The sequence below is a fragment of the Pseudomonas oryzihabitans genome, from assembly GCF_001518815.1.
Classification (GTDB): Bacteria; Pseudomonadota; Gammaproteobacteria; order Pseudomonadales; family Pseudomonadaceae; genus Chryseomonas; species Chryseomonas oryzihabitans_E.
The window spans coordinates 3585755-3609566 of sequence record NZ_CP013987.1 but is presented as its reverse complement, the minus strand read 5'-3'; the positions used below and the strand labels follow the sequence as shown (position 1 = coordinate 3609566).

At 64.2% G+C, this 23812-nt stretch carries 25 protein-coding genes and 1 pseudogene; 23 read left to right on the top strand and 3 right to left on the bottom strand.

The window, feature by feature from the left end; genetic code table 11:
* Positions 1-54 precede the first annotated feature (54 nt).
* Both APT59_RS16455 and APT59_RS16450 read left to right on the top strand, forming a co-directional pair.
* Positions 55-669: a glutathione S-transferase N-terminal domain-containing protein gene (locus tag APT59_RS16455; RefSeq protein WP_059315838.1), complete on the top strand. Its 615-nt coding sequence runs from the start codon at positions 55-57 to the stop codon at positions 667-669.
* 11 nt (positions 670-680) lie between these two features.
* Complete coding sequence (locus tag APT59_RS16450; protein ID WP_059315837.1) at positions 681-1085, top strand: ClpXP protease specificity-enhancing factor; 405 nt, start codon at positions 681-683, stop codon at positions 1083-1085.
* Positions 1086-1179: 94 nt separating this feature from the next.
* Here APT59_RS16450 and suhB read toward each other — a convergent pair whose 3' ends face one another.
* A complete protein-coding gene (suhB, locus tag APT59_RS16445) occupies positions 1180-1995 on the bottom strand; it encodes an inositol-phosphate phosphatase (protein ID WP_059315836.1) in 816 nt (271 codons plus the stop codon).
* Between the two features lie 140 nt (positions 1996-2135).
* Here suhB and trmJ point away from each other — a divergent pair, with 140 nt between their 5' ends.
* The 20 genes and pseudogenes from trmJ to APT59_RS16345 all read left to right on the top strand — a co-directional run bounded on the left by trmJ (position 2136) and on the right by APT59_RS16345 (position 20345).
* Positions 2136-2924, top strand: a complete 789-nt coding sequence (gene trmJ / locus APT59_RS16440; protein WP_059315835.1) for a tRNA (cytosine(32)/uridine(32)-2'-O)-methyltransferase TrmJ — start codon at positions 2136-2138, stop codon at positions 2922-2924.
* 84 nt (positions 2925-3008) lie between these two features.
* The gene (gene iscR / locus APT59_RS16435) at positions 3009-3506 is read left to right on the top strand and encodes a Fe-S cluster assembly transcriptional regulator IscR (RefSeq protein ID WP_059315834.1); all 498 of its coding nucleotides are present in this window, start codon (positions 3009-3011) and stop codon (positions 3504-3506) included.
* Between the two features lie 31 nt (positions 3507-3537).
* Positions 3538-4752 carry an IscS subfamily cysteine desulfurase gene (locus APT59_RS16430; RefSeq protein ID WP_059315833.1) on the top strand — a complete coding sequence of 405 codons (1215 nt, stop codon included), beginning with the start codon at positions 3538-3540 and terminating at the stop codon, positions 4750-4752.
* A gap of 27 nt (positions 4753-4779) precedes the next feature.
* Positions 4780-5166, top strand: coding sequence for a Fe-S cluster assembly scaffold IscU (gene iscU, locus APT59_RS16425; protein ID WP_007162419.1), 387 nt, complete (start codon positions 4780-4782; stop codon positions 5164-5166).
* Between the two features lie 9 nt (positions 5167-5175).
* Positions 5176-5499, top strand: coding sequence for an iron-sulfur cluster assembly protein IscA (iscA, locus tag APT59_RS16420; RefSeq protein WP_007162420.1), 324 nt, complete (start codon positions 5176-5178; stop codon positions 5497-5499).
* 8 nt (positions 5500-5507) lie between these two features.
* Positions 5508-6029, top strand: a complete 522-nt coding sequence (hscB, locus tag APT59_RS16415) for a co-chaperone HscB (protein WP_059315832.1) — start codon at positions 5508-5510, stop codon at positions 6027-6029.
* A gap of 45 nt (positions 6030-6074) precedes the next feature.
* Positions 6075-7934, top strand: a complete 1860-nt coding sequence (hscA, locus tag APT59_RS16410; protein WP_059315831.1) for a Fe-S protein assembly chaperone HscA — start codon at positions 6075-6077, stop codon at positions 7932-7934.
* Between the two features lie 7 nt (positions 7935-7941).
* Positions 7942-8279 (top strand): annotated as a pseudogene (fdx, locus tag APT59_RS16405) (ISC system 2Fe-2S type ferredoxin).
* An 11-nt stretch (positions 8280-8290) separates the two neighbouring features.
* Positions 8291-8491: a Fe-S cluster assembly protein IscX gene (gene iscX, locus APT59_RS16400; protein WP_017639750.1), complete on the top strand. Its 201-nt coding sequence runs from the start codon at positions 8291-8293 to the stop codon at positions 8489-8491.
* Positions 8492-8582: 91 nt separating this feature from the next.
* Positions 8583-9014: a nucleoside-diphosphate kinase gene (gene ndk, locus APT59_RS16395; protein WP_007162425.1), complete on the top strand. Its 432-nt coding sequence runs from the start codon at positions 8583-8585 to the stop codon at positions 9012-9014.
* A 93-nt stretch (positions 9015-9107) separates the two neighbouring features.
* Complete coding sequence (gene rlmN / locus APT59_RS16390; protein WP_059315830.1) at positions 9108-10247, top strand: 23S rRNA (adenine(2503)-C(2))-methyltransferase RlmN; 1140 nt, start codon at positions 9108-9110, stop codon at positions 10245-10247.
* 10 nt (positions 10248-10257) lie between these two features.
* Positions 10258-11028 carry a type IV pilus biogenesis/stability protein PilW gene (gene pilW, locus APT59_RS16385; RefSeq protein ID WP_059315829.1) on the top strand — a complete coding sequence of 257 codons (771 nt, stop codon included), beginning with the start codon at positions 10258-10260 and terminating at the stop codon, positions 11026-11028.
* A complete protein-coding gene (locus APT59_RS16380) occupies positions 11025-12008 on the top strand; it encodes a RodZ domain-containing protein (RefSeq protein ID WP_059315828.1) in 984 nt (327 codons plus the stop codon). The genes pilW and APT59_RS16380 overlap by 4 nt, the downstream gene beginning before the upstream one ends.
* Before the next feature lie 27 nt (positions 12009-12035).
* The gene (gene ispG, locus APT59_RS16375) at positions 12036-13148 is read left to right on the top strand and encodes a flavodoxin-dependent (E)-4-hydroxy-3-methylbut-2-enyl-diphosphate synthase (protein WP_058759998.1); all 1113 of its coding nucleotides are present in this window, start codon (positions 12036-12038) and stop codon (positions 13146-13148) included.
* Positions 13149-13172: 24 nt separating this feature from the next.
* Positions 13173-14480, top strand: coding sequence for a histidine--tRNA ligase (hisS, locus tag APT59_RS16370; RefSeq protein WP_059315827.1), 1308 nt, complete (start codon positions 13173-13175; stop codon positions 14478-14480).
* Between the two features lie 11 nt (positions 14481-14491).
* A complete protein-coding gene (locus APT59_RS16365; protein ID WP_017639744.1) occupies positions 14492-15133 on the top strand; it encodes a tetratricopeptide repeat protein in 642 nt (213 codons plus the stop codon).
* On the top strand, positions 15133-16275 hold the full coding sequence (gene bamB, locus APT59_RS16360; protein ID WP_059315826.1) for an outer membrane protein assembly factor BamB: 1143 nt from the start codon (positions 15133-15135) through the stop codon (positions 16273-16275). Before APT59_RS16365 ends, bamB begins: the two co-directional genes overlap by 1 nt.
* A gap of 78 nt (positions 16276-16353) precedes the next feature.
* Positions 16354-17841, top strand: coding sequence for a ribosome biogenesis GTPase Der (gene der, locus APT59_RS16355; RefSeq protein ID WP_059315825.1), 1488 nt, complete (start codon positions 16354-16356; stop codon positions 17839-17841).
* A gap of 576 nt (positions 17842-18417) precedes the next feature.
* Positions 18418-19566 carry a pyridoxal phosphate-dependent aminotransferase gene (locus tag APT59_RS16350; protein WP_059315824.1) on the top strand — a complete coding sequence of 383 codons (1149 nt, stop codon included), beginning with the start codon at positions 18418-18420 and terminating at the stop codon, positions 19564-19566.
* The gene (locus tag APT59_RS16345) at positions 19554-20345 is read left to right on the top strand and encodes an amidohydrolase (protein ID WP_059315823.1); all 792 of its coding nucleotides are present in this window, start codon (positions 19554-19556) and stop codon (positions 20343-20345) included. Before APT59_RS16350 ends, APT59_RS16345 begins: the two co-directional genes overlap by 13 nt.
* Here APT59_RS16345 and APT59_RS16340 read toward each other — a convergent pair whose 3' ends face one another.
* Complete coding sequence (locus APT59_RS16340) at positions 20346-21494, bottom strand: aminotransferase class V-fold PLP-dependent enzyme (protein ID WP_059315822.1); 1149 nt, start codon at positions 21492-21494, stop codon at positions 20346-20348.
* Between the two features lie 131 nt (positions 21495-21625).
* Here APT59_RS16340 and APT59_RS16335 point away from each other — a divergent pair, with 131 nt between their 5' ends.
* On the top strand, positions 21626-22087 hold the full coding sequence (locus APT59_RS16335) for an Lrp/AsnC family transcriptional regulator (RefSeq protein ID WP_059315821.1): 462 nt from the start codon (positions 21626-21628) through the stop codon (positions 22085-22087).
* A gap of 755 nt (positions 22088-22842) precedes the next feature.
* Here the strand turns inward: APT59_RS16335 and APT59_RS16330 are convergent.
* The gene (locus tag APT59_RS16330; RefSeq protein WP_059315820.1) at positions 22843-23796 is read right to left on the bottom strand and encodes an aldo/keto reductase; all 954 of its coding nucleotides are present in this window, start codon (positions 23794-23796) and stop codon (positions 22843-22845) included.
* Positions 23797-23812 lie beyond the last annotated feature (16 nt).

Here is a 23812-nt window from a genome sequence, read left to right as displayed (position 1 = left end):
AAGGTGCGAGATAATCCCCCCTTTGCAGCTTCGCCCCTGACGGGGGAGGGACCCATGGGCGCCATAACCCGCCTGACCTGTTTCCATGATCCCGAGGATCACTACAGCCACCGGATCCGTCTGATCCTGGCGGAAAAGAACGTCGAGTGCGAGTTCATCGCCGTGCGCCGCGGCGAGTGTCCCCGGCAGCTGGCGGAGCACAATCCCTATGGCACCGTGCCGACGCTGATGGATCGCGACTTGGTGCTCTACGGTACCGAGGTGCTCATGGAGTACCTAGAAGAACGCTACCCGCATCCGCCGCTGCTGCCGGCCTATCCGGTCACCCGCGGTCAGTCGCGGCTGCTGATGCACCGCATCGGGCGCGACTGGTGCACCCTGGTGGACGCCATCCTGCAGGCTGCGCCGGGCGCCGATCTCGCTGTCGCGCGCAAAGAGCTGCGGGAAAGCCTGACCGGCGTGGCGCCGATCTTCGCGGAAAAACCCTTTTTTCTGAGCGACGACTTTTCCCTGGTGGACTGTTGCCTGCTCCCCATCCTGTGGCGACTGCCGCGCCTGGGCATCGAATTGCCCCGAGCGGCCAAGCCGCTGCAGGACTACATGGATCGTATGTTCGCGCGCGACAGTTTCCGATCCAGTCTTTCGGTCACCGAGCGTGAGATGCGCTAGAGGAGAACCCCATGAATTCCAGTCGCCCCTACCTGGTCCGCGCGCTCTATGAGTGGATCGTGGACAACGACTGCACGCCTCACCTGCTGGTCAACGCCGACTACGCCGAGGTGCGCGTGCCGCCGGGCTATGCCAACGACGGCCAGATCGTGCTGAACGCTTCGCCCAGTGCCGTGCGTGACCTGCACATGGACAACGAAGCCGTGAGCTTCAACGGCCGCTTCGGCGGCGTGGCCTACAATCTTTACGTTCCGATCGGTGCCATTCTGGCCATCTACGCCCGGGAGAATGGCCAGGGCATGGTCTTCGACAGCGAGCCCAGCCCGCCGGATGACCAGGGTCCCGACAACGGCGGTAGCGAGCCCGAGGCGCCGAAGCCGGCTCCCGCGCGGCCGAGTCTGAAAGTGGTCAAGTAACCCTGGCCAGCCTGCCGCGGAGCCTCTCTGCGGCAGGCATGAAAAAGCCCCTGTCAGCATCGCCGACAGGGGCTTTTTCATGACCGGTACCTGCTCAGCGCTTGAGCGACGCCGGCAGGTGCGGCTGGATCTGGGTCAGCAGGCCACGGAAGCACTTGGGATTGCCGGCGACGATGTGACCCTTCTCAAGGAAGTCGTGGCCACCGTTGAAGTCGCCGATCAAGCCACCGGCTTCCTGCACCAGCAGGGCGCCCGCAGCCATGTCCCACTCCGACAGGCCCATTTCCCAGAACGCATCGAAACGACCGGCGGCGACATAGGCCAGGTCCAGCGCGGCGGAACCGGCGCGGCGGATGCCCGCGGTCTGGCCGATCAGGCTGCGGAACATGCCCAGGTAGTTGTCCAGGTGGTCGACGTCATTGGCACGGAAGGGAAAGCCGGTACCCAGCAGGGCGCCTTCCAGGCTGCGGCGGTTGGTGACGCGGATGCGACGACCGTTCAGGGCGGCACCGCGGCCACGGCTGGCGGTGAATTCTTCCTGGCGTACCGGATCGAGGACCACGGCGTGTTCCAGGCGGCCCTTGTACTTGCAGGCGATGCTCACCGAGAAGTGCGGAACGCCACGAATGAAGTTGGTGGTGCCATCCAGCGGGTCGACGATCCAGACGTAGTCGGCGCCTTCGCCTTCGCCTGCCAGGTAGCCGGATTCCTCACCGTAGAAACCGTGGGTGGGGTAGGCCTTGCGCAGGATGGCGAGAATGGTCTGCTCGGCAGCGCGATCGACTTCGGAGACGAAGTCATTGGCGCCTTTTTCGTCGACGGCGATAACGTCCAGGCGCTCAATCGAACGGAAAATCAATTCACCGGCGCTGCGGGCCGCGCGCAGTGCGATGTTCAGCATGGGCTGCATGGATAAATCACCTGGGTTGTATAAGGAAAGCCGGCAATGATAGCAGACTTCGCGGCGCTGGAAGGGGTATTCGTGGCAAGCGGGCGCGTGTGGGCGTAGTATACGGCGCCGATTTCCCGCGTCCGCTCGAGGATAGCCACGTGCTGAATAACATCCGCGTCGTTCTGGTCAACACCAGCCATCCCGGCAATATCGGCGGTGCCGCCCGGGCTATGAAGAACATGGGGCTGTCGCGCCTCTATCTGGTCGATCCCGAGGATTTTCCCAGCGGCGAAGCCAATGCCCGTGCCTCCGGGGCCAACGACGTGCTCGATGCCGCCATCGTCGTCGACACCCTGGAAGAGGCCCTGACCGGTTGCAGCCTGGTGCTGGGCACCAGCGCCCGAGATCGTCGTATCCCCTGGCCGCTGCTGGATCCACGCGAATGCGCCACCACTTCCCTGGCCCAGGTGGAGCAGGGCGGCGAAGTGGCCCTGGTGTTCGGGCGTGAATACGCCGGCCTCACCAACGAAGAGCTGCAGCGCTGCCATTATCATGTGCACATCCCCTCGGACCCGGCCTTCGGCTCGCTCAACCTTGCCGCGGCGGTCCAGGTGCTGGTGTACGAAGTGCGCATGGCCTGGCTCGCCGCGCAGAACCAGCCGACCAAGATGAACAAGGTCGAAGCTACCGCCATGCTCAACACCCAGCCGGTGACGGTGGAAGAGCTGGAGCTCTATTACGAGCACCTGGAGCAGACCCTGGTGGAGATCGGCTTCCTTGATCCGGCCAAGCCGCGCCACCTGATGAGTCGCTTGCGGCGCCTCTATGGGCGGTCCGGTATCAGCAAGCTGGAGATGAACATCCTGCGCGGCATCCTGACCGAAACCCAGAAAGCCGCCCGTGGCGAATCCCACCCGCGGACTATCCCTCCGATAGATAATGCCTGAGTGATTTGGTTGGTTTTATAGTTGACCTTTTTTGTCGGGAATCCGATAATCGAGCTCATCCGATGCAACCCGCTCGAGTTCGTCATGAGACTGACTACCAAAGGCCGCTATGCCGTAACCGCCATGCTCGACCTGGCGCTGCACGCTCAGCGGGGGCCGGTGTCGCTGGCCGACATTTCCGAGCGGCAGGGCATCTCGCTGTCCTACCTGGAACAGCTGTTCGCACGTCTGCGTCGTGGTTCGCTGGTCAACAGCGTGCGCGGTCCGGGCGGTGGTTATCAGCTGGCGCGCGACATGGGCGGTATCCATGTGGCGCAGGTGATCGATGCCGTCAATGAATCCGTGGATGCCACCCGTTGCCAGGGCGGCGGTGGCTGTCATCAGGGCGATACCTGCCTGACCCACCACCTCTGGTGCGATCTGAGCGATCAGATCCACACCTTTCTCAGTGGCATCACCCTGGCTGACCTGGTCGCCCGCAACGAGATCCAGCAGGTTGCCAAGCGTCAGGACAACAAGGTCTGTGCCAGCAAGCAATCGCCGTTAGCGGTCGAAAAAATCGAAGCGTCCACCATCGACTGAGCAGAGACGCCCGTCTGATTAGGAGTAACCGATGAAATTGCCGATCTACCTAGACTATTCCGCCACCACGCCCGTCGATCCGCGCGTCGCTCAGAAGATGAGCGAGTGCCTGCTGGTGGACGGCAACTTTGGCAACCCCGCATCGCGCTCCCACCTGTTCGGCTGGAAGGCCGAGGAGTCGGTGGAAAACGCCCGTCGTCAGGTGGCCGAACTGGTCAACGCCGACCCGCGCGAGATCGTCTGGACCTCCGGTGCCACCGAGTCCGACAACCTGGCCATCAAGGGCGCCGCGCACTTCTACCAGAACAAGGGCAAGCACCTGATCACCTCCAAGATCGAGCACAAGGCGGTGTTGGACACCACCCGTCAGCTCGAGCGCGAAGGCTTCGAGGTGACCTACCTCGAGCCGGGCGAAGATGGCCTGATCACCCCCGACATGGTCGAGGCGGCCCTGCGTGACGACACCACCCTGGTGTCCATCATGCACGTCAACAACGAGATCGGCACCGTCAACGACATCGCTGCCATCGGCGAGCTGACCCGCTCCCGGGGTGTGCTCTTCCACGTCGATGCCGCTCAGTCCACCGGCAAGGTCGACATCGATCTGCAAAAGCTCAAGGTCGACATGATGTCCTTCTCGGCGCACAAGACCTATGGTCCCAAGGGCATTGGCGCGCTCTACGTCAGCCGCAAGCCGCGCGTTCGTATCGAGGCCCAGACCCACGGTGGCGGTCACGAGCGCGGTATGCGTTCCGGCACCCTGGCGACCCACCAGATCGTCGGCATGGGCGAAGCCTTCCGCATCGCCAAGGAAGAGATGGCGCAGGAAAACGTCCGTATCAAGGCCCTGAGCGATCGCTTCTACCGTCAGTTCGAAGGCCTGGAAGAGGTCTACCTGAACGGCAGCCTGATCCATCGTGTACCGCATAACCTGAACCTGAGCTTCAACTACGTCGAAGGCGAGTCGCTGATCATGGCGCTCAAGGATCTGGCGGTGTCGTCCGGTTCGGCCTGTACCTCGGCGTCCCTGGAGCCGTCCTACGTCCTGCGTGCCCTGGGCCGCAATGACGAGCTGGCGCACAGCTCCATCCGTTTCACCTTCGGTCGCTTCACCACCGAAGAAGACGTTGACTATGCCGCGAGCAAGGTCACCGAAGCCGTCAACAAGTTGCGCGAATTGTCTCCGCTGTGGGACATGTTCAAAGAAGGCGTAGACCTGAGTCAGGTCGAGTGGCAAGCCCACTGACCCACCCTGATAAGCGAGGATTGAACCATGGCATACAGTGAAAAGGTCATCGACCACTACGAAAACCCGCGCAACGTCGGCAAGTTCGACGCGGCTGATCCCGATGTCGGTACCGGCATGGTCGGCGCTCCGGCCTGCGGCGACGTGATGCGTCTGCAGATCAAGGTCAACGAGCAGGGCATCATCGAAGATGCCAAGTTCAAGACCTACGGCTGTGGCTCCGCCATCGCTTCCAGCTCCCTGGCCACCGAGTGGATGAAGGGCAAGAGCATCGAGGAAGCGGCGTCGATCAAGAACAGCATGATCGCCGAAGAACTGGCCTTGCCGCCGGTGAAGATCCACTGCTCGGTGCTTGCCGAAGACGCCATCAAGGCGGCGGTAAGCGACTACAAGCAGAAGAAAGGCCTGCTCTAAGGAGGATCCATGGCGATCAGCATGACCGAGTCCGCCGCCCGTCACGTGCAGCGGTCCCTCGATGGGCGCGGCAAGGGTGAGGGCATCCGCCTGGGCGTTCGTACCACGGGTTGCTCGGGACTGGCCTACGTACTCGAGTTCGTTGACGAATTCGCGGCCGAGGATCAGGTGTTCGAAAGCCATGGCGTCAAGGTCATCATCGACCCCAAGAGCCTGGTCTACCTGGACGGCACCGAGCTGGATTTCGTGCGTGAAGGCCTCAACGAGGGCTTCAAGTTCAACAATCCCAACGTGCGTGGCGAGTGTGGCTGCGGCGAAAGCTTCAACATCTGAGGCCTTCCATGGGTAAGCCCTGTCACTTTGCGCTGTTCGAGCTCGTGCCTGCCTTCGAGATCGATCAAGCGGGTCTGGCCTCGCGTTATCGCGACCTGGCCCGCACGATCCATCCGGATCGTTTCGCCGATGCGCCCGAGCGCGAACGTCGCCAGGCGCTGGAGCGATCGGCGGAGCTCAACGAGGCCTATCACGTGCTGCGCGCGCCGTCGCGCCGTGCGCGTTATCTGCTGGAGCTCGAAGGGCACGAGATGCCGCTCGAAGCGACCATCCAGGATACCGATTTCCTAATGCAGCAATTGCAGTGGCGCGAGGAGTTGGAAGACCTGCAGGACGCCGGCGACAGCGCGAGCATTCCCGCCTTCCGCCAGCGTCTCAAGGACGCGCAGCGCGACATCGAGCAGGCCTTTGCCGCGATCTGGCAGGATCCCGCCCAGCGCGAGCCTGCCGAACGCCTGGTCCGTCGCATGCAGTTTCTCGACAAGCTGGCCAGCGAGATCCGCCAGCTCGAAGAGCGTCTGGACGATTAATCACAGGTGTCGCTCAGGCACCGACAACCATAAGCCGACTAGCCAATGGCTCTATTGCAGATAGCCGAACCCGGAATGGCGCCCAAGCCGCACCAGCGCAAGCTGGCGGTGGGCATCGATCTGGGCACTACCAATTCCCTCGTGGCCGCCGTCCGCAGTGGCGTGGCCGAGACCCTGCCCGATCTGCAGGGCGAGGTGATCCTGCCGTCCGCCGTGCGCTACGCCGTCGACGGTGTGGAAGTGGGGGCGGGCGCCAAGGCCGCTGCCGCCCAAGATCCCTTCAATACCATCCTTTCCGTCAAGCGCCTCATGGGGCGTGGTATCGCCGACGTCAAGCAGCTGGGTGAGCAGTTGCCCTATCGCTTCGTCGCTGGTGAATCGGAAATGCCGTTCATCGATACCGCCGCCGGGCGCAAGAGTCCGGTCGAGGTGTCCGCGGACATCCTGCGGGTGCTGCGCGAGCGGGCCGAAGCCAGCCTTGGCGGCGAACTGGTCGGCGCCGTCATCACCGTGCCGGCCTATTTCGACGATGCCCAGCGTCAGGCCACCAAGGACGCCGCCCGCTTCGCCGGGCTGAACGTGCTGCGCCTGCTCAACGAACCCACCGCCGCGGCCGTAGCCTATGGCCTGGATCGGGGCGAGGAGGGCGTGGTCGCTATCTATGACCTGGGTGGCGGTACCTTCGATATCTCCATTCTGCGCCTGACCCGTGGTGTCTTCGAAGTCATGGCCACCGGCGGCGACAGTGCCCTGGGTGGCGACGATTTCGATCATGCCATCGCCGGCTGGATCGTCCAGCAGGCCGGCCTGTCCAGCGATCTGGATCCGGGCACTCAGCGGCGTCTGCTGCAGAGCGCCTGCGCCGCCAAGGAAGCCCTGTCGGCCGCCGAGCGCGTCGAGGTCAGCCATGGCGACTGGTCGGGCGTGCTGGAGCGCAGCACCTTCCAGGAGCTCATCGCCCCGCTGGTCGCGCGCAGCCTCAAGGCCTGCCGCCGTGCCCTGCGTGATGCGGAAGTGGAGCCGGTGGAGATCTCCGCCGTGGTCATGGTCGGTGGTTCCACCCGCGTGCCCTATGTGCGCGAAGCCGTGGGCGAACTGTTCGAGTGCACCCCGCTCACCGATATCGATCCGGATCGCGTGGTCGCCATCGGCGCTGCCCTGCAAGCCGATTCCCTGGCCGGCAATCGTGCCGGCGAAGAACTGCTGTTGCTGGACGTCATCCCGCTGTCCCTGGGGCTCGAGACCATGGGCGGCCTGATGGAGAAGATCATTCCGCGCAACACTACCATCCCGGTGGCGCGGGGGCAGGACTTCACCACCTATCGCGACGGCCAGACCGCCATGCTGGTGCATGTGCTGCAAGGCGAGCGCGAACTGGTCAAGGACGCCCGCTCGCTGGCCCGCTTCGAGCTGCGCGGCTTCCCACCCATGGTCGCCGGTGCGGCCAAGATCCGCGTCACCTTCCAGGTCGACGCCGACGGCCTGCTCGGCGTCAGTGCGCGTGAGTTGTCCAGTGGGGTGGAAGCCAGTGTCCAGGTCAAGCCGTCCTACGGTCTGACCGATGGCGAGATCGCCAATATGCTGCAGGATTCCTTCCGTCACGCCGGCGACGACATGCAGGCCCGCGCGCTGCGTGAGCAGCAGGTCGAGGCGCGGCGGTTGATCGAGGCGGTCACCGCCGCGGTCGCCACCGATGGCGAGCGGTTGCTGGACGCCGAGGAGCGTCAGGTGATCGAGCTGGAAATTGGCCGGCTGGCCGAGCTGCTGGAAGCCACTGACGTCCAGGCGCTCGAAGAGCAGACCAAGCGTCTTTCTCAGGTGACCGATGCCTTCGCCGCCCGGCGGATGAACGCCTCGGTCAAGGCGGCCCTGGCGGGTCGCCGTCTCAACGATATCGAGGAGTAGTTCCATCATGCCGCAGATCACCCTGCTGCCCCACGCCGAGCACTGCCCGAGGGCGCGGTCTTCGAAGCCAGCGAAGGCGAAACCATCATCGCCGCGGCCATGCGCAACGGCATCGACATCGAGCACGCCTGCGAGATGTCCTGTGCCTGCACCACCTGTCACGTGGTCGTCCAGGAAGGCTTCGACTCCCTCGAACCTTCCGATGAACTCGAGGACGACATGCTGGACAAGGCCTGGGGCCTGGAAATGCGTTCGCGCCTGTCCTGCCAGGCGGTAGTTGGCAGCGAAGACCTGGTGGTGGAGATTCCGCGCTACACCATCAACCAGGTTTCCGAAGGTCACTGAGGACAGCTGTCATGGCACTGAAATGGACCGATGTGCTGGATATCGCCATCGAACTCAACGACGCCCATCCCGACGTGGATCCGCGCTACGTGAACTTCGTCAAGCTGCGTAACTGGGTCGTGGACCTGCCGGAGTTCGACGACGATCCCCAGCGCGGTGGCGAGAAGGTGCTGGAGGCCATCCAGGCCGCCTGGATCGACGAGTCCGCCTGACGCATCGCCCGTACCGCGCTACGCTTTTCACCGGGACCCGCGTATAATCCGCGGGTTTCGTTTTTGCTCTATTCCCACATTCGGAGTTCACATGTCTGTTCAACGTACCCTGTCGATCATCAAGCCCGATGCCGTATCCAAGAATGTCGTCGGTGAGATCGTCACCCGCTTCGAGAAGGCTGGCCTGCGCGTCGTCGCTGCCAAGATGGTCCAGCTGTCCGAGCGCGAGGCCGGTGGCTTCTACGCCGAACACAAAGAGCGTCCCTTCTTCAAGGATCTGGTCTCCTTCATGACTTCCGGTCCGGTCGTGGTTCAGGTGCTGGAAGGCGACAACGCCATCGCCAAGAACCGTGAGCTGATGGGCGCTACCGATCCCAAGAAAGCCGACGCCGGTACCATCCGTGCCGACTTCGCCGTCTCCATTGACGAAAACGCCGTCCATGGTTCGGATTCCGAAGCGTCCGCCGCTCGCGAGATCTCCTACTTCTTCGCAGCTACCGAAGTCTGCGAGCGCATCCGCTAAGGATGAGCGCCGGCCAGGGAAGCGGCCAGCCCGCCTTCCTGGCACCGCCCGCGCCTCGCGCGGGCTTCAAACAGATTTCGTCGAGGTGATCCCATGACCACAGCCACCGATAAGGTCAATCTGCTGGGCCTGACCCAGCCGCAACTCGAGTCGTTCTTCGAGTCCATCGGGGAGAAGCGCTTTCGCGCCGGCCAGGTCATGAAGTGGATCCATCACTTCGGCATCGACGATTTCGACGCCATGAGCAACCTGGGCAAGGCGCTCAAGGAAAAGCTCAAGGCTGCCGCGGAGATCCGTGGGCCCGAGATCGTCAGCGAAGATATCTCCCGCGACGGCACCCGCAAGTGGGTGATCCGCGTCGCCTCCGGCAGCTGCGTCGAGACCGTCTACATTCCGCAGAACGGCCGTGGCACCCTGTGCGTGTCGTCCCAGGCTGGTTGCGCCTTGGACTGCAGCTTCTGCTCCACTGGCAAGCAGGGTTTCAACAGCAACCTCACCGCCGCTGAAGTGATCGGCCAGGTGTGGATCGCCAACAAGTCCTTTGGCAGCGTACCGGCCAAGATCGACCGCGCCATCACCAACGTGGTGATGATGGGCATGGGCGAGCCGTTGCTGAACTTCGACAACGTCGTCTCCGCCATGCGCATCATGATGGACGACCTCGGCTACGGCATCTCCAAGCGCAAGGTCACCCTGTCCACCTCGGGCGTGGTGCCGATGATCGAGGAGCTGGCCAAGCACATCGACGTCTCCCTGGCGCTGTCGCTGCACGCGCCCAACGACGAGCTGCGCAATGAGCTGGTGCCGATCAACCGCAAGTATCCGTTGGCCATGCTGCTCGATGCCTGCCAGAGATACATCGGGCAACTGGGCGAGAAGCGTGTCCTGACCATCGAGTACACCCTGCTCAAGGACGTCAACGACCTGCCCGAGCACGCGCTGCAGATGATCGAGCTGCTGCGCAACGTGCCCTGCAAGATCAACCTGATTCCTTTCAATCCCTTCCCGCACTCCGGATACGAGCGGCCGAGCAAGAACGCCACCCGTCGTTTCCAGGAGCTGCTGCAGCAGGCCGGTTTCAACGTCACGGTGCGTACCACCCGTGGCGACGATATCGACGCCGCCTGCGGTCAGCTGGTGGGGCAGGTCATGGACCGTACCCGCCGTAGCCAGCGTTACATTGCCGTCCGCCAGCTCGACGGTGCCGAAACCGTGACGCCACTCCAGGGCTGAGGGCGCGACCATGGCGATCACGCGCTTTGCGGCTGTCGCGCTCGCCCTGGTGGTCGGCGGCCTCGCCGGCTGCGTGACCGAGGGTGATCGCAATCCCATGGATACCCGCCAGGGGCGGATGCAGGCGCGTGATGCCTATATCCAGCTCGGCCTCGGCTATGTCCAGCAGGGCAATACCGAACAGGCCAAGGTGCCGCTGAAAAAGGCCCTGGAGCTGGATTCCTCCAGCGCCGACGCCCATGCCGCGCTGGGGCTGGTCTTCCAGGCCCAGGGCGAGACGGAACTGTCGGATCAGGAGTATCGCCTGGCTCTGCGCGAGCGGCCCCACGATGCACGCATCCTCAACAACTACGGCAGCTTCCTCTATGAGCAGGGGCGCTACAAGGATGCCTATGAGCGCTTCACCCAGGCCGCCGAGGACAGCCTGTACCCCGAGCGCGCCCGGGTGTTCGAGAATCTCGGCCTGACCGCCCTGCGACTCAATCAGGTCGACTTGGGCAAGGAAAATCTGGAAAAATCCCTGCGACTGGATCGCAATCAGCCCAGGGCTCTGTTCGAATTGGCTCAACTGGCCTACCAGACGCGCGACTATGTGCCGTCCCGGAACTATTACCAGGCCTTCAGCCAGCTCAGCCCCCAGGATGCCCGCAGCCTCTTGCTCGGGATCCGCCTCGCCGAAGTGTTCAACGACCGCAACACCGCCGCGAGTTATGCCCTGCAGCTGAAGCGCCTGTACCCGAACTCACCTGAATATCGTCAACTTCAGTCGGAGCAGAAATGACCGCAGTGCAATCCGAAGCGGTACACGCCGGACGGGGTAATCCCGGTGAGATCTTGCGTCAAAAGCGCCTGGCGCTTGGCTGGAGCCAGGCTCAGGTCGCCCAGAATCTCAATCTTAGCGAGCGCATCATCGAGCAGCTCGAAACCGGCAACTATCAGCAGATGCCGGGGCACACCTTCGCCCGCGGCTACACCAAGGCCTATGGCAAATTACTTGGCCTGGACCAGGTCGAACTGGTGCGTACCTTCGATGGCTATACCGGCACCGATGCCAAGGGCAGTACGGTCCACAGCCTGGGACGCCTCGACGAGCCGGTGCGGCTGTCGCGCAATGTCCTCAGGTTCGTCAGTTTCATCCTGGTGGTGCTGTTCATCGCCATGGGTCTGTTCTGGTGGCAGGAGCGCAGCCGTCAGGCCTCCAGCAGCAGTGCCGTGAGCATGGAGCATGTCGAGGTCGAGGGCGCCGATGGCAAGACCGAGATCCATCCCATCGACGAGCCGGAAGAGCAGCCCCCGGTCGCCACCCAGCCACCGGCGCCGGGCGTGCCGTCGCCGGTGGGTACGCCCACGCCCGACACCAACGCCATCGCCGCCATGACCACGCCGAGCGAGATGCCGGCACCGACGCCGACGACGGGGACGAGCGCGCCAGCCACCACTGCACCAGCTACCACGCCGTCGGCCAGCCCGACGACTGCGGCGGCTGCCTCGGCCTCGCCTACTACGGGTAGCGATAGCCTGAGCATCCGCTTCACGGCCAACTGCTGGACGCAGGTCAGCGACAGCACGGGCAAGATTCTCTTCAGCGGTGTGAAAAAGGGTGGCGAGAGCCTCGACTACGCCTCGATCAAACCGCCCGTGAACATTCGTCTCGGCTTCGCGCGCGGTGCCCAGATCACCTACAACGGTCAGGTCGTCGACCTTGCGCCCTTCACCAAGGGCGAGACCGCCCGCATCAAACTCGGTCAGGCCGGACAATGACGTCCGGCGACCTCATGGGAAACCAGCATGCATAGCGAATCGCCCATCAAACGTCGGCTGTCCCGCAAGATCTGGGTCGGCTCGGTGCCGGTCGGCGGCGATGCTCCCATCGCCGTGCAGAGCATGACCAACACCGAAACCTGCGACGTCGACGCCACCGTGGCCCAGATCCAGCGTCTGCAGGACGCCGGTGCCGACATCGTACGTGTCTCCGTCCCCGACATGGACGCCGCCGAAGCCTTTGGTCGCATCAAGCAGCGGGTCAGCCTGCCGCTGGTGGCCGACATCCACTTCGACTACAAGATCGCCCTGCGCGTGGCCGAGCTGGGTGTGGATTGCCTGCGCATCAACCCCGGTAACATCGGTCGCGAAGACCGGGTCAAGGCGGTGGTCGATGCGGCCCGCGAGCGCGGTATCCCGATCCGCATCGGCGTCAATGCCGGTTCGCTGGAAAAGGATCTGCAGAAGAAGTATGGCGAGCCCACTCCGGAAGCCCTGGTGGAGTCGGCCATGCGCCACGTCGACCATCTGGAGAAGCTGGACTATCCCGACTTCAAGGTCAGCGTGAAGGCCAGTGACGTCTTCATGGCCGTGGCGGCCTACCGCCAGCTGGCCACCCGTATCGAGCAGCCACTGCACCTGGGCATCACCGAAGCCGGCGGCCTGCGCTCGGGCACGGTGAAGTCCGCCGTAGGGTTGGGCATGCTGCTGGCCGAAGGCATCGGCGACACCATCCGCATCTCCCTGGCGGCCGATCCGGTCGAGGAGATCAAGGTCGGTTTCGACATCCTGAAATCCCTCCGCCTGCGTTCGCGGGGCATCAACTTCATCGCCTGCCCGAGCTGCTCGCGGCAGAACTTCGATGTGGTCAAGACCATGAACGAGCTGGAAGGGCGCCTGGAGGACCTGCTGGTGCCCCTGGACGTCGCGGTGATTGGCTGCGTGGTCAACGGTCCCGGCGAAGCCAAGGAAGCCCATGTCGGCCTGACCGGAGGTACGCCGAACAACCTGGTGTACATCGATGGCAAGCCGGCGTCCAAGCTGAACAACGACAATCTGGTGGACGAGCTGGAAGGGCTCATCCGCCGCAAGGCGGCCGAAAAGGCCGAAGCGGATGCCGCGCTCATCGCGCGCAGCTGAAAGATCAAGGAATAAGGCCCTTTCGTGAGCAAGTCCCTGCAAGCCATCCGTGGCATGAACGATATCCTGCCGGAGCAGACTCCGGCCTGGCGCTACCTGGAACGTACCTTCGCGACGCTGCTCGACGGCTATGGCTACCACGAGATCCGTCTGCCCATCATGGAGTTCACCGAACTCTTCGCCCGTGGCATTGGCGAGGGCACCGACGTGGTGGACAAGGAGATGTACACCTTCCTCGACCGCAACGAGGAGTCCCTGACCCTGCGTCCGGAAGGCACCGCGGGTTGCGTGCGGGCCGTGCTCGAACACGGCATGACCGGTGGTGGCCAGGTGCAGAAGCTCTGGTACGCCGGGCCCATGTTCCGTTATGAGAAGCCGCAAAAGGGTCGCTATCGCCAGTTTCACCAGATCGGCGTGGAGGTGTTCAACCTGCCCGGTCCGGACATCGATGCCGAACTGATCGTGCTCACCGCGCGCCTCTGGCAACGCCTGGGCCTGACCGACGCCGTGACCCTGCAGCTCAACAGCCTGGGTTCCAGCGCCGATCGCGCCCGCTATCGCGAAGCCCTGGTGGCCTATCTGCAGGAACGCTTCGAGCAGCTCGACGAAGACAGCCAGCGCCGCCTGACCACCAATCCGCTGCGCATCCTCGACAGCAAGAACGCCCAGACCCAGGCGCTGCTGCAGGACGCCCCGACCCTGGCCGACTACCTGGACGACGAGTCCCGCGCGCACTTCGACGGCCTCAAGGCCCGTCTGGACTCCGCCGGGATCCGCTACCAGATCAACCCCAAGCTGGTGCGTGGCCTGGACTACTACGGCCGTACGGTCTTCGAGTGGGTCACCGACAAGCTGGGCGCCCAGGGCACCGTCTGTGCCGGTGGCCGCTACGACGGCCTGATCACCCAGTTCGGCGGCAAGCCCACCCCGGGTGTCGGCTTCGCCATGGGGGTCGAGCGCCTGGTGCTGCTGCTGGATACCCTGGAATGCCTGCCTGGCGATCTGCAGCGACCCGCCGATCTCTATCTGTGCGCCTTTGGCGAGGCGGCCGAGCTGGCCGGCCTGAAGTTGGCAGAACAGTTGCGCGATGCCCGTCCGGACCTGCGTCTGCTGGTCAATGCCGGTGCCGGTAGCTTCAAGAGCCAGTTCAAGAAGGCCGACAAGAGCGGCGCGCTCTGGGCCATGATCCTGGGTGAAGACGAACTGGCCGCGCAACAGGTGGCACTCAAGCCGCTGCGTGGCGATGCGCCCCAGGAAAAGGTCGATTTCGCGGCCCTGGCCGCCCGTCTGGACGAGATTTTGCCCCTGGCCGGTTCCGGTCGCGGGAATTGAGGAGAACGGATTTGAGTTCCATCGACGACGACAATCTGGTGGTCGCCAAGGCCTGGTGGCAGCGTAACGGCAAGCCGCTGGTGGCGGGTGGTGTCATCGCTCTGGTGGCGGTGCTCGGCTGGCAGGGCTGGCAGCGTTACCAGAACAGCCAGGCGCAAGGCGCTTCGGTGCTCTATCAGCAACTGGTGGAAGCCACGTTGGCTCCCGGTGGCAAGGTCGACACCGCCCGGGTGACGGACACCTACGGCAAGCTCAAGCAGGATTATTCCGGTACTGCCTACGCCCAGTACGGTAGTCTCTTCGTCGCCAAGGTGGCGGTGGAGAACAATCGCCTGGACGACGCGGCCGCCGAGCTCAAGGCCGTGGTGGACAAGCCCCATGACGCCGAACTCGGCGAGCTGGCGCGCCAGCGCCTGGCCCGGGTGCTGGCTGCCCAGGGCAAGGCCGAAGAGGGTCTCAAGCTGCTGGATGGCGAGGCGCCCAAGGCCTATGTCGCCAATCGCGAAGAATTGCGCGGTGATCTCCTGGTGGCGCTGAAGAAGCCCGCCGAAGCGCGTGCCGCCTATGAAAAAGCCCGCGCCGCGTTGCCCAACGATGCAGCCGAAGGCGTGCTGCAGATGAAACTCGATGATCTCGCCAAAGGAGACGCCTGATGTTGCGCTGGAAGCCTATCGCGGTACTGGGCCTCGCCCTTGCGGTCGTCGGGTGCAGCAGCACCGGTAAAAAGGAACTGCCCCCCGCCGAGCTCAAGGACATCAAGGCGGAAGTCCGCCTGGATGAAGTCTGGAGTCGCTCGGTGGGCGACGGCCAGGGCAAGGAATACAACCGCCTGGTCCCTGCCGTCGACGGCCAAACCATCTTTGCCGCCGATGCCGATGGCCGGGTCATGGCGATGAATCGCGAGACCGGCCAGGTGTTGTGGAAGAAGGATCTGGACCTGCCTGTGTCCGGTGGTGTCGGCGTGGGCTCCGGTCTGGTGCTGGTCGGCACCCTGCGGGGCCAGGTGATCGCCCTCGACGCCAGCAGTGGCGACGAGAAGTGGCGTGCCCAGGCATCCAGCGAAGTGTTATCGGCGCCGGTCGTCAACGACGACGTGGTGGTGGTGCAGTCCCAGGACGACAAGCTGCAGGCCTTCGAGCTGGGCAGTGGTACTCGTCGCTGGATCTACGAAGACACCCAGCCGGTGCTGAGTCTGCGTGGCACCGGTGCCCCCCTGATCGCCAACCAGGTGGTCATGGCCGGTTTCGCCAGCGGCAAGGTCGTCGCCCTGGACGTGCAGCGCGGCCTGCCGCTGTGGGAACAGCAGATCGCCGTGCCCAAGGGCCGTTCCGAACTGGAGCGGATCGTCGACGTCGACGGTGGCCTGTCGCTGTCGGGCGATACCCTCTATGTGGTCAGCTACAACGGTCGCGTGGCCGCGCTCAATCCGGCCAACGGCCAGATCCTCTGGCAGCGCGATGCCTCCAGCTACGACGGCGTGGCCGAAGGCTTCGGCAACGTCTACCTGAGCCTGGACAACGGCACCGTCGAAGCGGTCGAGGAATCCTCGACCTCCGCCCTGTGGACCAACGCCGATCTGGCCCGTCGCCAGCTCACCGGTCCGGTGGTCTGGTCGAGCAATGTGGTGGTGGGCGACTATGCCGGCTACATCCATCTGCTGAGCCAGGTCGATGGTCGTTTCGTTGGCCGGACCAAGGTCGATGGTGACGGCGTCCGGGTACGGCCACTGGTCGTCGGCGACATGCTCTACGTTTACGGCAATGGCGGTAAACTCGTCGCCTATCGTCTGCGCTAGAAATTATTATCCTCAACCGATGGCCGCTACCGTGAAGTTCGGTAGCGGCCATCGTGTTTTCTGCTCTGGGAGAGCCGCATGGTTCCCGTAATTGCCCTGGTGGGGCGGCCGAACGTCGGCAAATCCACGCTTTTCAACCGCCTGACCAAGACTCGCGATGCCATCGTCGCCGACTTCGCCGGCCTGACCCGTGATCGCAAGTACGGCGAAGCCAAGTGGCAGGGGCGCACCTACATCGTGGTCGACACCGGCGGCATCTCCGGTGATGAGGAAGGCATCGACCTGAAAATGGCCGAGCAATCGCTGCAAGCCATCGAAGAATCCGATGCGGTGCTGTTCCTGGTGGACTCCCGCGAAGGGATGACTGTTGCCGATCAGATGATCGCCGAGCACCTGCGCAAGCGAAACAAGCGCACCTTCCTGGTGGCCAACAAGGTCGACACCGTCGACCCGGATATCGCCCGGGCGGAATTCAGCCCCCTGGCCATCGGCGACGCCTATCCCATCGCAGCGGCCCATGGCCGTGGCGTGAACAACCTGCTGGAAGCCGCCCTGGGCGTCTTTCCCAAGGACGAGGTCGAAGTCGAGGAGCTCTCCGAGGAGCAGGTCCGTGCCGCCGCGGAAGAGGGCGGTGACGTCTTCCGCCGCGTCCAGGGCATCGACGAGACCACCGGCATCAAGATTGCCGTCATCGGCCGTCCCAACGTGGGCAAGTCGACCCTGGTCAACCGCATGCTCGGCGAAGAGCGGGTGATCGTCTATGACCAGGCCGGCACCACCCGGGACAGCATCTACATCCCCTTCGAGCGCAACGAAGAACGCTACACCCTGATCGACACCGCTGGCGTGCGCCGTCGCGGCAAGGTCTTCGAGGCGGTCGAGAAGTTCTCGGTGGTCAAGACGCTGCAGGCGATCCAGGACGCCAACGTGGTGATCTTCGTCATGGACGCGCGCGAAGGCGTGGTCGAGCACGACCTCAACCTGCTCGGCTTCGTGCTGGAGACCGGTCGTGCCCTGGTGATCGCTCTCAACAAATGGGACGGCATGGAGTCCGGCGAGCGCGACTACGTCAAGACCGAACTGGAACGCCGCTTGCTGTTCGTCGACTTCGCCGACATCCACTTCATCTCGGCGCTGCATGGCACCGGCGTGGGTCACCTGTACAAGTCGGTGCAGCAGTCCTTCGCCTCGGCCACCACCCGCTGGCCGACCAGTCGCCTGACCCAGATCCTCGAGGACGCGGTGCAGGAGCACCAGCCGCCGATGGTCAGTGGCCGGCGCATCAAGTTGCGCTATGCCCACCTGGGTGGCGCCAACCCGCCGCTGATCGTCATCCACGGCAACCAGACCGATGCGGTACCCAAGTCCTATACCCGCTATCTAGAGAAGACCTATCGCCGGGTGCTCAAGCTGGTGGGTACGCCGATCCGGATCGAGTACCGCGGTGGCGAGAACCCCTTCGAGGGCAAGAAGAACACCCTCACCGAGCGCCAGGTCAACAAGAAGCGCCGGTTGATGAGCCACCACAAGAAGGCCGAGAAGAAGCGCAAGGACAAGCGGCGCTAGACCGTAGGACGCTGCGAAAGGAAGGGGGCTTGATAGCCCCCTTTTTCGTTGGGCGCTCTGTCAGCATTCCCGTAGTGGATGCTCCAGTGGAAAGGGCTGTGCAGTTACCCTCACCCTGGCCCTCTCGCAGAGGGAGAGGGCCAGGGGATGTATGGATGAGGGCCTTTACCTGACCCATCTTGGTGGACATCCTCATCACAGCTATGGCGGTGCGCTGATGCGACCGGATGCACTGAGCTACCCCCTCTGCCTGGGGGCGAGGGTTGGGGTGAGGACGTCCCCGCGGCTTCACCCGTGGAAAAGGCTGCGCCGTTTTCCACGCTACGCGATCAGCCTTATCGAGGGCATGGCGGTCCGGCTTCTAAGGAACCCGAGGTTCTGTTGATCGCGGCCATGGGCGGCTCCTACAGGATTCGAGCTTCTGTAGGAGCGGCCCATGGCCGCGATGAGCGTTGGGTCGAGCGTCTAGCTGGGCGCGCGAACCGAACCGCTCCCTTTCCAAGCTACCTCTCTTGCCCTCGCCGGGAAAAAATCGCAGGCTGCCGATCTCCTTTCAACCAGACCCGTGCCCGCGCGATGATCCAGAGCAAGCTTCCCGACCTCGCCGTCACCATCTTTACCCGCATGTCCCAGCTCGCCGCCCAGACCGGTGCGCTGAATCTGTCCCAGGGCTTTCCCGACTTCGACGGACCCGCCGAACTGCTGGCCGCGGTCGGTCGCCATGTGGCGGCCGGGCACAACCAGTACGCACCCATGACCGGGTTGCCGGCGCTACGCCAGCAGGTGGCCGCCAAGGTCGCCCACTTCTATGGCCGTGAGGTGGATGCCGACGCCGAGGTCACCATCGTGCCGGGGGCCACCCAGGGGCTGTTCTGCGCCTTGCAGACGCTGGTGCGGCCAGGTGACGAGGTCATCGTCTTCGATCCCTGCTATGACAGCTACGAGCCTTCGGTGCAGCTGGCGGGTGGGCGCTGTGTGCACGTGCCCCTGGCGCTCCCAGGCTTCGGCATCGATTGGGCGGCGCTGGAGGCGGCCCTGAGCCCCCGCACCCGCGCCATCGTGCTCAATACCCCGCACAATCCCAGCGGGGCCCTGGTCAGCGCGGCGGAACTGGACCGCCTGGCCGACCTGATTCGCGGTCGTGATCTCTATCTGGTCAGCGACGAGGTCTACGAGCATCTGGTCTATGACGGCGAGCGCCATGCCAGCGTCATCGCCCATGACGAGCTCTATGCCCGCGCCTTCGTGGTGAGTTCCTTTGGCAAGACCTATCACGTCACCGGCTGGAAGACCGGCTATGTGGTGGCGCCGCCAGTACTGTCGGCCGAGTTGCGCAAGGTCCACCAGTACGTGAGCTTCTGTGGGGTTACGCCGATCCAGGGTGCCCTGGCCGACTTCATGGCCGCTCATCCCGAGCACCTGAGCGAACTACCGGGCTTCTACCAGGCCAAGCGGGATCTCTTCTGCGACCTCCTAGGCAACTCGCGCTTCAGCTTCCAGCGCGCCGCCGGCACCTATTTCCAGGTGGTCGACTATTCCGACATTCGCCCGGATCTGGACGATGTGGCCATGGCCGAATGGCTGACCCGCGAGCACGGCGTCGCCGCCATTCCGCTGTCGGTGTTCTACCAGGCGCCGCCCGCGGACCTGCGCCTGGTGCGCTTCTGCTTCGCCAAGCGCGAAGACACCCTGCGGCAGGCAGCGGAGCGGCTATGCGCGATCTGACCCCCGGCCAGGACCTGCGTCTGGCGCTGCTGCAGACTGAACTGGTCTGGCACGATCCGGCCGCCAACCGTGCCCACTTCGAGCAACTGCTGGCACGGGTAGGAGAGACCGATCTGGTCATCCTGCCGGAGATGTTCACCACCGGCTTTTCCATGGAGTCGGCGGTCCTCGCCGAGCCCGCCGATGGGCCGACCGCCGTGTGGCTACGCGAACAGGCCCGGCGTATCGGCGCCGTGGTGACGGGCAGCCTGATCGTGCAGGATGAAGATGGACGGCATCGCAACCGGCTGCTGTGGGCGACGCCCGAAGGCGAGCTACTGCACTACGACAAGCGTCATCTCTTTCGCATGGCCGGTGAGCACGAGCATTACGCGCCTGGCGAGCAGCGCCTGGTGCTGACGCTCAAGGGGTGGCGGATCCGGCCGCTGATCTGCTACGACCTGAGATTCCCGGTCTGGAGTCGCGCTCAGGACGATACCGACCTGCTGCTCTACGTGGCCAACTGGCCAGCGCCTCGGCGTGGGCATTGGAATCGGCTGCTGCCAGCGCGGTCCATCGAGAATCTCTGCTATGTCGCGGCGGTGAATCGCATCGGCAGTGACGGCAATGGCCATCCCTATGCCGGTGACAGCCAGGTGCTGGACTTCCAGGGTGAACCCCTGGTGGAAGCCGGCGCAGTAGCCGGCATCTTCCACACGACGCTCTCGGCTACCGCCCTCACAGCCTATCGCGAGCGCTTTCCGGCGCAGCGCGATGCCGACGTCTTCCACCTGGCCTGATCAGGCCCAGAAGGGCGCTGGCTGGGCGGCGTGCTGGTGGATCAGGGCGACGGCCTGGTCCACGTCCGCCTCGCTGCTGTAGCGGCCCAGGCTGAATCTGTAGCTGCGCGCAGCCTGCTCGGCGCTTAGGCCCAGGCCCAGCAATACATGGGAGGGCGCCGCCTTGGCCGAACTGCAGGCCGACGTGGTGGAGAAGGCCAGCTGACGCTGCAGCGCCGCGGTGTCGAGCGGCGTAGCGAAAGTCAGGTTGAGGGTATGGGGGATGCGCTGCCGGGCGCAGCCGTTCAGCTGCATGCCGGGCAAGGTCTGGACGCCGGCCAGGAACCGCTCGCGCAACTGGCCGAGACGCTCGTTCTCCCGCGCCATGGCCTGACCGGCGAGGGCGAAGGCCGTGCCCATGCCGACGATCTGGTGGGTGGCCAGGGTCCCTGAGCGCAACCCGCGCTCATGGCCGCCCCCATGGATCTGCGCCTGCAAGGCGCCTTCGGCACGCGGACCGACATAGAGAGCGCCGATGCCCTTGGGGCCATAGGTCTTGTGCGCGGAAAAGGACATCAGATCGACCTCCAGGCTGGCCAGATCGATGGCGACCTTGCCGGTGGCCTGGGCGGCGTCCACGTGGAAGAGGGCACCCCGGGCACGGACCTGCTGGCCGATATGGGCGATGTCGGTCAGGGTGCCGAGCTCGTTGTTCACCAACATCAGCGAAACCAGGCAGGTGTCCTCCCTCCAAGCCTGTGCGACGGCGTCGGGGGTGATGAGACCTGCTGCGTCCGGGGTCAGGTAGGTGACGGCGAACCCCTCGGCTTCCAGCTGTGCTGCAGTGTCCAGGACCGCCCGGTGTTCCAGGCAACTGGTGATGAGATGGCCATGGCCTCGGCGGCGGGCCACGCCAAGCAGGGCGAGATTGTTGGATTCGGTGGCGCCGGAGGTCCAGATCAACTGCTCGGGCCGGGCGCCGACCAGTTCGGCTACCTGCTGGCGGGCATTGTCCACGGCGCGCTGGGCGTCGTTGCCGAAGGCATGACCACGCGAGGCAGGATTGCCGAAGACGCCTTGGCGACCCATGCAGCCGAGCATGGCTTCGATGACGGTCTCGTCGACCGGGGTGGTGGCGGCGTAATCGAAATACAGGGGGTAAGCGTCCATGGCGGCCTCGGGCGTTTGAATGCGTCTAGGCTAACGCCACGAGCCTCGAAGAAATTTGCTTTCTGGCTGCTCGTTGGTAGTCAGGTGCGAATATAATTTCAGGAGAAGGCCGCTTTAGAGAAAAATATTCCATGGATCGCTTCGATCGCGCCATTCTTGAGGTGTTACAGCAAGACAGCACCCGGCCAGTGGCCGATATCGCCGAACGTATCGGCCTGGGTACCACCGCCTGCTGGCGGCGTATCCAGAAGCTGGAGGAGCAGGGCGTCATTCGTGCCCGGGTGGCGCTGCTCGATCCACGGCAGCTCAATGTGGGGGTGACCGTATTCGTCTCGGTGCGCACCAACCAGCACGCCATGGACTGGCTGCAGCGCTTCCATGCGGCGGTGGCGGCCATTCCGGAGGTGGTGGAGCTCTATCGCATGGCCGGCGATACCGACTACCTGATGCGCATCGTGGTGCCGGACATCGCCGCCTACGACGGTGTCTACAAGCGCCTGATTCAGGTACCCGGCCTGCTGGACGTCAGCTCCAGCTTCGCCATGGAGCAGATCAAGTACAGCACGGCGTTGCCGTTGGATTATGTGCGGTAGCGGATCGCGATGCCCTCACCCCAGCACTCTCCCGGAGGGAGAGGGGGGTGTTATCCGAGCAGGCGTTTGGCTTCGGCAGCTTCTAGCTGATACGTAGCGTGGAAAACGGCGTAGCGTTTTACACTGGCGCTGGCTGAGAGATGTTGCCCTCACCCCAACCCTCTCCCGGAGGGAGAGGGGGTTATCCAAGCTAGCGTTTGGCTTCGGCAGCCTCCAGCTGATACGTAGCGTGGAAAACGGCGCAGTCTTTTCCACTGGCGCTGGCTGAGAGATGTTGCGCTCACCCCAGCCTTCTCCCGGAGGAAGAGGGGTTATCCGAGCAGGCGTTTGGCTTCGGCAGCCTCCAGCTGATACGTAGCGTGGAAAACGGCGCAGCCTTTTCCACTGGCGCTGGCTGAGAAATGTTGCTCTCACCCCAGCCTTCTCCCGGAGGGAGAGGGGGTTATCCGAGCAGGCGTTTGGCTTCGGCAGCCTCCAGCTGATACGTAGCGTGGAAAACGGCGCAGCCTTTTCCACTGGCGCTGGGTGAGAGATGTTGCCCTCACCCCAGCCCTCTCCCGCAGGGAGAGGGGGTTATCCGGGCAGGCGCTCCTATCCGTGAGCTCGCAAGGTCAAGACTGACGTCTTGATTTCATATCTCCGGCTGCAGTCATCGCGGCCATGGGCCGCTCCTACATCGAACTTGAATGGTAGGAGCGGCCGTTATGGCGCACCGGCATGGCCGCGATAGGAGTCTACTGCGGGGCCTGGGTGCGTCATTCGCGATAGGTGCTGACCTGATCCAGCAGGGTGATGTCATCGGCGGGCAGCTGTAGCCGAGTGGCGGCGATCAGGTCGTCGAGCTGGGCCTGGGAGGTGGCGCTGGCGATGGGGGCGGTGATGCTGGGACGGGCGATCAGCCAGGCCAGTGCGACCTGGGCCGGGGTGGCGTCGTGCTTTTCGGCGATCTCGTCGAGACCGGCGAGAATGGCCATGCCGCGTTCGTCCAGATAGCCTTTGACCATCTCTGCCCGCGCGCCCTGGAGATCATCCTTGGTGCGGTACTTGCCGGTAAGAAAGCCGCTGGCCAGGGAGAAGTAGCTGATCACGCCCAGGCCGAGCTCCTGGACCACCGGCTCCAGATCGGTCTCGTAGTCCTTGCGCGCATGCAGATTGTAGTGCGGCTGCAGGCTCTGGTAGCCCGGCACGCCCAGGCGCTCGGCGACCTGGGCCGCTTCGCGCAGGCGCTGGCCACCATGGTTGGAGGCGCCGATCACCCGCACCTTGCCCTGTTCCACCAGGCGGGCGAAGGCCCCTAGGGTCTCTTCCAGGGGCGTGTCCTGATCATCGCAATGCGCCTGGTAGAGGTCGATGCGATCGGTCTGCAGGCGCTTGAGCGAGGCTTCCACCGCTTCCTGCACATAGCTCGCCTTGAGGCCCTTGCGACCTTCGCCCATGTCCATGCCCAGCTTGGTGGCCAGGATCACCTGATCGCGCTTGCCGCTCCGGGCGAACCACTTGCCGAGCAGGGTCTCGGACTCGCCGCCACGGTTATCTGGCGCCCAGCGCGAATAGACGTCGGCGGTGTCGATGAAATCCAGGCCGACGTCGAGCAGCGCGTCCAGCATACGAAAGGACTGGGCTTCGTCCAGCGTCCAGCCAAAGACGTTGCCACCGAAGCAGAGGGGCGGGACCTGCAGGTCGGAGTGGCCGAGGGTACGTTTTTGCATGGGATCCTCATCTGGA

Excerpts from the sequence above, each read along its gene's own strand:
- APT59_RS16450 (WP_059315837.1), top strand. The coding sequence starts at position 681 with ATGAATTCCAGTCGCCCCTACCTGGTCCGCGCGCTCTATGAGTGGATC.
- hscA (WP_059315831.1), top strand. The coding sequence starts at position 6,075 with ATGGCTCTATTGCAGATAGCCGAACCCGGAATGGCGCCCAAGCCGCAC.
- APT59_RS16345 (WP_059315823.1), top strand. The coding sequence starts at position 19,554 with ATGCGCGATCTGACCCCCGGCCAGGACCTGCGTCTGGCGCTGCTGCAG.
- APT59_RS16330 (WP_059315820.1), bottom strand. The coding sequence starts at position 23,796 with ATGCAAAAACGTACCCTCGGCCACTCCGACCTGCAGGTCCCGCCCCTC.
- APT59_RS16430 (WP_059315833.1), top strand. The coding sequence starts at position 3,538 with ATGAAATTGCCGATCTACCTAGACTATTCCGCCACCACGCCCGTCGAT.
- der (WP_059315825.1), top strand. The coding sequence starts at position 16,354 with ATGGTTCCCGTAATTGCCCTGGTGGGGCGGCCGAACGTCGGCAAATCC.
- APT59_RS16380 (WP_059315828.1), top strand. The coding sequence starts at position 11,025 with ATGACCGCAGTGCAATCCGAAGCGGTACACGCCGGACGGGGTAATCCC.
- suhB (WP_059315836.1), bottom strand. The coding sequence starts at position 1,995 with ATGCAGCCCATGCTGAACATCGCACTGCGCGCGGCCCGCAGCGCCGGT.
- APT59_RS16335 (WP_059315821.1), top strand. The coding sequence starts at position 21,626 with ATGGATCGCTTCGATCGCGCCATTCTTGAGGTGTTACAGCAAGACAGC.
- ndk (WP_007162425.1), top strand. The coding sequence starts at position 8,583 with ATGTCTGTTCAACGTACCCTGTCGATCATCAAGCCCGATGCCGTATCC.
- hscB (WP_059315832.1), top strand. The coding sequence starts at position 5,508 with ATGGGTAAGCCCTGTCACTTTGCGCTGTTCGAGCTCGTGCCTGCCTTC.
- ispG (WP_058759998.1), top strand. The coding sequence starts at position 12,036 with ATGCATAGCGAATCGCCCATCAAACGTCGGCTGTCCCGCAAGATCTGG.
- iscR (WP_059315834.1), top strand. The coding sequence starts at position 3,009 with ATGAGACTGACTACCAAAGGCCGCTATGCCGTAACCGCCATGCTCGAC.
- APT59_RS16455 (WP_059315838.1), top strand. The coding sequence starts at position 55 with ATGGGCGCCATAACCCGCCTGACCTGTTTCCATGATCCCGAGGATCAC.
- APT59_RS16340 (WP_059315822.1), bottom strand. The coding sequence starts at position 21,494 with ATGGACGCTTACCCCCTGTATTTCGATTACGCCGCCACCACCCCGGTC.
- iscX (WP_017639750.1), top strand. The coding sequence starts at position 8,291 with ATGGCACTGAAATGGACCGATGTGCTGGATATCGCCATCGAACTCAAC.
- iscA (WP_007162420.1), top strand. The coding sequence starts at position 5,176 with ATGGCGATCAGCATGACCGAGTCCGCCGCCCGTCACGTGCAGCGGTCC.
- APT59_RS16350 (WP_059315824.1), top strand. The coding sequence starts at position 18,418 with ATGATCCAGAGCAAGCTTCCCGACCTCGCCGTCACCATCTTTACCCGC.
- pilW (WP_059315829.1), top strand. The coding sequence starts at position 10,258 with ATGGCGATCACGCGCTTTGCGGCTGTCGCGCTCGCCCTGGTGGTCGGC.
- bamB (WP_059315826.1), top strand. The coding sequence starts at position 15,133 with ATGTTGCGCTGGAAGCCTATCGCGGTACTGGGCCTCGCCCTTGCGGTC.
- rlmN (WP_059315830.1), top strand. The coding sequence starts at position 9,108 with ATGACCACAGCCACCGATAAGGTCAATCTGCTGGGCCTGACCCAGCCG.
- iscU (WP_007162419.1), top strand. The coding sequence starts at position 4,780 with ATGGCATACAGTGAAAAGGTCATCGACCACTACGAAAACCCGCGCAAC.